The following is an 8,074-nucleotide window of genomic DNA, read 5'->3' on the forward strand; positions in this document are numbered from 1 at the left end:
TTATGGTTAACGAGGTGGTTGGTAAACCAATCGATCGCAGTGAAGCCCGCATTAAAGTTACGGGTGAAGCACGTTATACAGCAGAATGGCAATTAGAAAATCTTACCCATGCTGTGATTGTACAGAGTGCGATCGCCAATGGTCGCGTTATTGATATTGACACCACTGCTGCTGAGACAGCGCCCGGTGTGCTGGCTATTGTTACCCATAAAAATGCGCCTAAACTCAACCCTTTACCAGAGGATCTTACTGAGAAGAAACCGTGCGAACGGCGGCAACCGTTACAGGATGACATTGTTTACTATTATGGTCAACACTTAGCGATCGTGGTCGCCGAAACTTTAGAACAGGCGGAATATGCTGCTGAACTTGTGCGAGTAAATTATGAAGAACAACCGCCGCACTTTCAAATAGAACAGGAAAAGGAACAAGCATCAGAACCAGAACTGTTTTTTGACAGAGAAAAATTGCAGGTACATCGCGGTGATGTAGCACAGGCGTTAGCCACAGCAGATATCAAGCTGGAACAAACCTACACCACACCCATCGAACATCACAATCCTATCGAGATGTCGGCGACGATCGCCAATTGGGATGGTGAAGAACTAACGCTACACGATACAACCCGCTGGCTCAAAGGCGTACAGAGAATTGTCGCTCATTCCTTTGGAATGCCGCAGTCGCAAGTTAGAGCGATCTGTCCGTATATTGGCGGCGCGTTTGGCTCAAAAGGGTTTATTTGGGGACACGTCATCCTCACCGCAATTGCAGCTAAGCAGGTAAATCGCCCTGTGAAACTTGTCCTTACCCGCCCGCAAATGTTTACTTCCGTCGGATATCGTCCGCGCACAATCCAAACCCTGACTCTAAGCGCAAGCAAAGATGGCAAACTCACGGCAATTCGTCACGCCATCTTTACCCAAACCTCAATGATTGCTGATTTCATTGAACCCTGCGGTTTGACAACTTGCAACTTGTATGCTTGCCCAAATTTAGAAGTAACACACAAATTGGTACGCCTCAATTACAACACGCCAACCTTCATGCGTGCTCCAGGTGAAGCTTCGGGAATGTTTGCCCTAGAATCAGCATTGGATGAATTAGCGATCGCCTTAAATATCGATCCAGTCACTCTGCGGTTGATGAATGACACTGATATCAATCCCGAAACAGGTCAACCTTGGTCAAGCAAGTACCTAAAAGAATGTTACCAGCAAGCAGCAGAGCGATTTGGTTGGCAGCAACGCAACCCAACACCACGCTCAATGAAAGATGGCAACTTGCTTGTTGGTTGGGGTATGGCTACCGCCGCTTATCCTAGTAGAAGACAACCAGCATCAGCAAAAGTGATTGTGTTTGCTGACGGACGGGTAGTTGTTCAAAGTGCAACTCACGATTTCGGTAATGGTACGTACACAGGTATGAACCAACTTGCTGCTGATGCTTTAGGATTACCGCTAGAAAAAGTTCAGTTTCAACTAGGCGACTCGCAATTTCCACCCGCACCTGTGAGCGGTGGCTCATGGACAACTGTGAGTGTAGGGACTGCTGTAGTGACGGCTGCTAAAGCTACCAAAAGCAAGTTAATTCGTATGGCGGTCGCTGACAAAGCCTCCCCACTTTATGGAGTTGAAGAAGAGGAAATTGTTGTTAGTGATGGTAGGTTATTCCCAAAAAATCAGCCAGATAAAACTGACAGCTACGCTAAAATTCTCAATCGTACTCAACAGCCAAGTGTGGAAACTCAAAGCGACACCGAACCAGGAGACGAGCAGAAAAAATATTCCTTCCAATCCTTCGGCGCACACTTTGCCGAAGTGAAAATTAATCCACTGCTCGGAGAGATTCGCGTGACACGCTTTGTGGGTGTTTTCGATTCCGGAACTATTCTTAACCCCAAACTGGTACGCAGTCAATTGATTGGCGGCATCACTTTCGGCATCGGTATGGCACTTATGGAAGAAACTGTATCCGATCCGAATCTTGGCGGCTTCGTTACCGCTAACCTTGCAGATTATTTAGTACCAGTACACGCAGACATACCTGATATTGATGTTGCTTTTATTAACAAGCCAGATCCATACATTAACCCGATGGGGGCGCGTGGTCTTGGTGAACTTGGCATTGTTGGGGCAGCTGCGGCGATCGCCAATGCAGTCTATCACGCTACGGGTAAACGCATTCGTGAGTTACCAATTACACCTGATAAATTAATGTTTTCAGAAAAAGTACAGAAATGATGAATGATATCATGTTCGGTTAAACGGTTATAATATTTGTAGGTTGGGTTGAGGAACGAAACCCAACATTTTGCAGAGTTTGTTGGGTTTCGCAAAGCCTCAACCCAACCTACTTGATATGATTTTTTTTTATTGTGCCAACCTACTTACGGGACTGGCTCTCTAGCTACTCCGAGTAACCCCAAAAATCTTGATGCGCGACGATACAATTAAGTTCATTACGATCTGAAGCAGCCTTGTGAGTGCCATAAAAATTGGATAGATTTGGCAATATCTATGACTTTATTCGCAATTCTTTCCCCATTTTTGCGAGTGTTGACTCCAAACAACTTTTCAAACTTTTCATTAATCATGCACAATTCTTCATTGAAGGCAAAATATTCCATGTTTAACGTAGCTGATTGCCTGATTGAAAAAGTTTTGCGCCTTCATAGTAAATTCGGTTACTTCTAGCATGACGCCAATCTTCTCGCCATGCTTCATGATTGGTGTAACCATTTATTTCTAAACGGTTCTGTTTGTCAAATAATCTGCTGCTGCCAAAGGTTACACTAAATCTACCACTCTCGTGTTGTTGCTTAAGAGTCTTAATTTTGGCTTGGAGTGATTGAATTTTATTAGATTTATAATGGAGTATCTTTGTGTGCAACAATTATATGAGAAATTTCTCCCATCCGTACAAGCTTCATTAAATTGAAGCTTTGACAGCTAAATCAATACTCCGATTCCAAATAAATTGTTCACGATAACTCATAAGTTCACAAGGCTTGAAGCTAGAAGTTTGAAGTTCCTCAAGTTTAACATGATATGGATATCCGTACTTAATACTGCTTCTTAACTTGAATGTCAGACACTAGAGGATAAATACATATTGTATTTCACAGGTGGGAACGCACTGTCTTTTGACGAATACACCTTTAGATGGATGATGTAAGCCATTTGGACATGCAATTCTAATTAAAGAAATACGGTATATCACTCAAGTAACAGAATTTCTTCATCTAAGTTCATGACTTGCGCTCGACAGGAGCAAGATTTGAGCTTATTGATGTTACGGCTGTGATTTTATATTATCCAGTTTTATGACTTCATCTAAGTCTATTAGTATTAGCATCATAGGTGGCGGTTGTAGCGGAACTCTGGTGGCGGTGCAGCTTTTACGTCAAGCAACAGTTCCCCTGACGATTTACTTGATTGAGCGTCACAACCCTCAGTTTGGTCGAGGTGTGGCTTATAGTACCCAAGAAGATTGTCACTTGCTGAATGTGACAGCGGACGATATGAGCGCGTTTCCAGATGATTCAGGTCACTTTTTGCATTGGCTTGAAAACCAAGCGCATCTAACCCAGTCGCTACGACCTCAAGATGTGCATCCAAAGACTTTTCTTCCTCGCAAGCTTTATGGTAGTTACCTGCAAGCTATCTTGAATGAGGCAGAGGAAAATGCTGCTCCTAGTGTGCGCTTGCAGCGGATCAATGATGAAGCAGTTGCAATTGAGCCTCAAACTCATGGTGCAACAGTGCATTTGCAGAATCATCAAGTTCTACACACTGAAATCGTTGTTCTTGCTTTTGGCAACTTTCCACCCAGCAATCCTCGCGTACAGACAGCTGAGTTTTATTCGAGCGATCGCTACGTGAAATCTGCTTGGTCTAATGACGCATTGAACGAGTTAAACTCAGAAGAATCGATTTTGCTGATTGGGTCTGGTTTAACAATGGTAGATCGGGTGGTTGCCCTAAAGCAGCATGGACATCAAGGGACAATTCATGTCGTTTCCCGTCATGGGTTACTTCCCCACCGTCATAAACCAGATGTGACTCACGATCGCTTCAATCCACAAACAGCGCCTCAAACTCGTGCTTTAGTTCGTAAAATCCGTGAGGAAGTTCAAGCTCTAGCAGCTCAAAATCAGGACTGGCGGACAGTCATAGACTCACTGCGTCCAGTCACTCAACATTTATGGCAAACGCTGCCTGTTGATGAACAGCGTCGATTTTTACGTCACCTTCGTTCCTATTGGGATATCCATCGTCATCGAATTGCGCCAGAGATAGCAGATGTAGTGGATGAATTACGGAACTCCGGCAAACTAGTCGTACATGCTGGTCGTATTGCGTCCTATCATGAAGTGACTGATGGCGTCGATGTGACAATCTACCTACGGCATACCAAAGACAATATTGTGTTACGAGTGAGTCGAGTACTCAACTGTACTGGACCCACTTACAACTATGAGAAATTGCAACATCCTTTGGTAGACAATCTACGGCAACAAGGACTCCTTTGCCCCCACACCTTGGGATTTGGCATCAAAACTGCTGAGAATGGAGCACTTTTAGATCGCAAAGACGCACCTTCCAAATGGCTCTACACGCTAGGTTCACCTCGTATTGGCGACCTTTGGGAAACTATAGGAGTACCTATGATTCGAGTACAGGCGAATAACTTAGCTCAAGAGTTAAGAAAGCAAATAGAAACTGAGGGTAAATATTCTCAACTTTTTGGGGTGCAAAGCCAACAGACAACGGCTTCTACCGCCAAGCTGTTGTGACATTCTCCTCACCCTGCCTAACGGCTGAGGGTGAGGACTTCCGCGATCCCGTTACCATTCTCCTTAACAGCTCCCAATGCCAAAAGTGTAGCTTGCTGCATCAGCGATGACGAAAATTTTGTGTATTTTGTCAATACCTCCAAGGAATGTTAAAAAGTCGCTAACGATCGTCGCGTAGAGGGTGAGAGGAAGAGTCAAGCTTCGCTCGACTATTCCTTTCCTTAATTGATTATCTAGGAAAGCATGAATGTTACAATTACACAGTAAATAAGCAATTATGATTAAATCACGTCTACAATTACCTCCGGTTTTATAAATCTTATTAAATTCCTTATTATTTTGACATAAAATGTCTTTCCATTCTTGTTCTGTCCATCCCCAAAATGATATTTACTTATTGTCTATTTCTCGCAAAATCACTTTCACTATGGGAAAAATAAATCTTTTTTGAGTTTGAATAAACTTGAAAACATCATAAAGAGGATTTAGCAATCTTTCTAAAGCTTTATCTGTTTTATGGGAACGTCTATATGTAGTTTTTAAAATAGCTTGAATTTCTTTTTTCTCATCATTATTAATATCAAGATGGCAATTATATTTATCAACGTCTATAGGAAATTGCCATTTCCGATCTTGTAGAGATAAATTACTTGTTGTCTTTAGTTCTTTCATTTCAGTATTTCCGTTATCATTGCAATACGCCAAGCATGAACACTACTCATGCTACTTTCAAATTTTTGAGCTAAGTCCCGTCCACTTAAATGGATATAAATTTGAGTGGTTTCCATACTACGGTGTCCTGCAAACTTAGCTATTTCATGTAAATCCCATCCAGTACGAGCTAAGTCTGTTAAACATAAATGTCTTGGTGTATGAGTAGTAAATTGTTCTACTTTGGCTCTAGATGCAATCCCCTCTACTACTTTTGACTAAGTAGAAATAGAGATGGGTTTACCTTTATTACGTCTTGATTCTGAGAGAAACAATCCACCTCGTTCCCTACTTAACTGACGACGGTATCTTAAGTAATTGCTATATAAAACCCCTGTCGCTTCTGAGTCAGGAACAATTCTTTCAAGCCTGTTTTTAGTATTTTCTGCCCTAATGGTTATTAACCTAAAAGCCGGAGCTATGTCAGAAGTTGTTAATGCACATAACTCCTCCCGTCTTAGAGCTGCATCATATGACATCGCTAACATTACTTTATTTCTCAGTGTTTCCGTCGCTGTCGCCTCCAGAATTGCATTGTGAATGCATCTTGCGAAATATGTTTCAAAACACACCTTAGTTAGAGTCTGTGTGCCAGATTGCCGTGGTAATATACGGCTCATTCTTTTGTTGCTTGTAGGAGACAATTATGGAAATTAGTAGACGCAGCTTGTTAAAAACTGCTTCTGCTTCGGGATTAGTGGCAGCAGGACTTACAGTTTCGGAAGGATTTTTGCAGCCGCTCCTCGCTCAGACAGAACCCGTTGATGAAAATACTCAACTGCTAGCCCAAACACCCACTCCAACTCGACGCGGCGAAATGTTATATCGCACCCTTGGACGCACCAAAGAACAAGTCTCTGTGATTGGCTTGGGGGGGTATCACATTGGAAAAATTCAAGATGAGCAAGAAAGTATTAAGCTGATCCGCAGTGCCATCGATCGCGGCATCAACTTTATGGATAACTCTTGGGACTATCACAACGGACGTAGCCACCGTTGGATGGGAAATGCTCTTAAGGATGGTTATCGCCAAAAGGTCTTTTTAATGACGAAAATCGACGGTCGCACTAAAGCTGCTGCCAAAATGCAGATTGATGAGTCGCTCAAAGATTTGCAGGTCGATCGCATTGATTTAGTGCAGCATCACGAAATACTACGCTTTGAAGACCCCGATCGCGTCTTCGCTCCTGGCGGTTCAATGGAGGCATTCGTTGAGGCGCAGAAAGCGGGCAAAATTCGCTATATTGGTTTCACAGGACACAAGAATCCTCAAATTCACCTTCAGATGCTGGAAACTGCTACACAAAATGGTTTCCGCTTCGATACTGTACAGATGCCATTAAATGTCATGGATGCCCATTTTAGAAGTTTTGAACGTCAGGTTCTACCTGTGCTAGTAAAAAACAACATTGGTGTCCTGGCAATGAAAACAATCGGGGAGTCTTACATTCTCAGAAGCAACACGGTCAGTGCGATCGAGTGCCTGCACTACGCAATGAATTTGCCAACCTCAGTCGTAATTACGGGCATCGACAGTATGAGAATTTTAGACCAGGCGTTTGAGGCAGTCCGCACGTTTGAGCCAATGGATCGGACACGAGTTACAGCACTGTTAGCGCGTACCCGTGAGGCTGCGGCTAAAGGGCAGTACGAACGATATAAGACCACAAACCAAAATGATAGTACAGCCATGAATCCAGCTTGGTTGGGGTAAATATTAATACTATCTTCCATTGAGAACACCATTATGAAACGCATTGCATATTTAGGACTTGGCATCATGGGCAGTGGCATGGCAACCAACTTGCTGAAAGCGGGTTATGATGTCACAGTTTGGAATCGCAGCCCAGAATCCTGTAAGCCTCTGGTTGAACAAGGTGCAACACAAGCTCAAACACCTGCAAAAGCGGTGGAAAATGCTGAGGCGATTATGTACTCGCTCGCGAATGATAACGCGGTTGAAGAAGTTGTCTTTGGGCAAGATGGCATTCTATCAAACGTGCGCTCGCCACAAATCGCCATCGACATGAGTACAGTTCATCCCGACACATCACGCCGACAAGCCGCAGCTTATGCCGAAAAGCAAGTGGAATTTCTCGATGCTCCCGTTTTCGGCAGTAAAAACGAATCCGCAGCCGGGGGATTGTGGATTGTCGTTGGTGGCAAGTGGGACGTATTTGAGCAAGTCAAACCGATTTTAGAACCGTTAAGCGAAACGATACATTACCTGGGCGACACTGGCAAAGGCGCTGCAATGAAACTCATTGGTAACTCGATTGTGGCAACCCAAATCGAAGCGTTAGGGGAAGCGATGATTCTGGCGACTAAAGCCGGACTGAATCCAAAAGACGTTCTTGATGTGCTGCATGTGGTGGATTTTCGCTCTCCGATTTTTGACGGCATGGGCAAGATGCTGATAAATCGCGATTTTACACCGAATTTCGCATTAAAGCACATGCTCAAAGATGCGAATTTAATCGCTCGATTTGCCCAAGATTTGAATTCTCCCACGCCTGCTGCCGTAATTGTCAGAGAAACTATCAAAGCAGCGGTTAATCAAGGATGGGG

Annotated in this window: 6 protein-coding genes and 1 pseudogene; 4 read left to right on the plus strand and 3 right to left on the minus strand. The window is 43.6% G+C overall.

The features are described 5' to 3' along the window. Window positions 1-2: 2 nt before the first annotated feature. Entirely contained in the window at window positions 3-2,240 is a 2,238-nt protein-coding gene (locus tag ACKTT2_RS07055; protein ID WP_407885252.1) for a xanthine dehydrogenase family protein molybdopterin-binding subunit, read from the plus strand. Window positions 2,241-2,628: 388 nt separating this feature from the next. Here ACKTT2_RS07055 and ACKTT2_RS07060 read toward each other — a convergent pair whose 3' ends face one another. Next, entirely contained in the window at window positions 2,629-2,892 is a 264-nt protein-coding gene (locus ACKTT2_RS07060) for a hypothetical protein (protein WP_407885253.1), read from the minus strand. Between the two features lie 430 nt (window positions 2,893-3,322). On the opposite strand from ACKTT2_RS07060, the gene ACKTT2_RS07065 reads away from it, so the two are divergent. Next, complete coding sequence (locus ACKTT2_RS07065) at window positions 3,323-4,795, plus strand: FAD/NAD(P)-binding protein (protein ID WP_407885254.1); 1,473 nt, start codon at window positions 3,323-3,325, stop codon at window positions 4,793-4,795. Between the two features lie 390 nt (window positions 4,796-5,185). Here ACKTT2_RS07065 and ACKTT2_RS07070 read toward each other — a convergent pair whose 3' ends face one another. After that, a complete protein-coding gene (locus tag ACKTT2_RS07070; protein ID WP_407885255.1) occupies window positions 5,186-5,467 on the minus strand; it encodes a hypothetical protein in 282 nt (93 codons plus the stop codon). Further along, window positions 5,464-6,126: pseudogene (locus tag ACKTT2_RS07075) on the minus strand (tyrosine-type recombinase/integrase). The gene ACKTT2_RS07070 and the pseudogene ACKTT2_RS07075 overlap by 4 nt, the downstream one beginning before the upstream one ends. 26 nt (window positions 6,127-6,152) lie before the next feature. Between ACKTT2_RS07075 and ACKTT2_RS07080 the strand changes: the two are divergent. Beyond that, window positions 6,153-7,220, plus strand: a complete 1,068-nt coding sequence (locus ACKTT2_RS07080; protein ID WP_407885256.1) for an aldo/keto reductase — start codon at window positions 6,153-6,155, stop codon at window positions 7,218-7,220. A gap of 33 nt (window positions 7,221-7,253) precedes the next feature. Next, window positions 7,254-8,074, plus strand: an 821-nt coding sequence (locus tag ACKTT2_RS07085) for an NAD(P)-dependent oxidoreductase (RefSeq protein ID WP_407885257.1), incomplete at its 3' end; no start/stop codon positions are given.

Origin of the sequence: Scytonema hankhaensis NUACC26 (assembly GCF_045865695.1) — a bacterium.
In the GTDB taxonomy this organism is placed as follows: domain Bacteria; phylum Cyanobacteriota; class Cyanobacteriia; order Cyanobacteriales; family Nostocaceae; genus Scytonema.

What these genes read in the sequence shown, in the direction of transcription:
- ACKTT2_RS07070 (WP_407885255.1), bottom strand. Translation starts at nt 5,467, where the DNA reads ATGAAAGAACTAAAGACAACAAGTAATTTATCTCTACAAGATCGGAAA.
- ACKTT2_RS07080 (WP_407885256.1), top strand. Translation starts at nt 6,153, where the DNA reads ATGGAAATTAGTAGACGCAGCTTGTTAAAAACTGCTTCTGCTTCGGGA.
- ACKTT2_RS07055 (WP_407885252.1), top strand. Translation starts at nt 3, where the DNA reads ATGGTTAACGAGGTGGTTGGTAAACCAATCGATCGCAGTGAAGCCCGC.
- ACKTT2_RS07065 (WP_407885254.1), top strand. Translation starts at nt 3,323, where the DNA reads ATGACTTCATCTAAGTCTATTAGTATTAGCATCATAGGTGGCGGTTGT.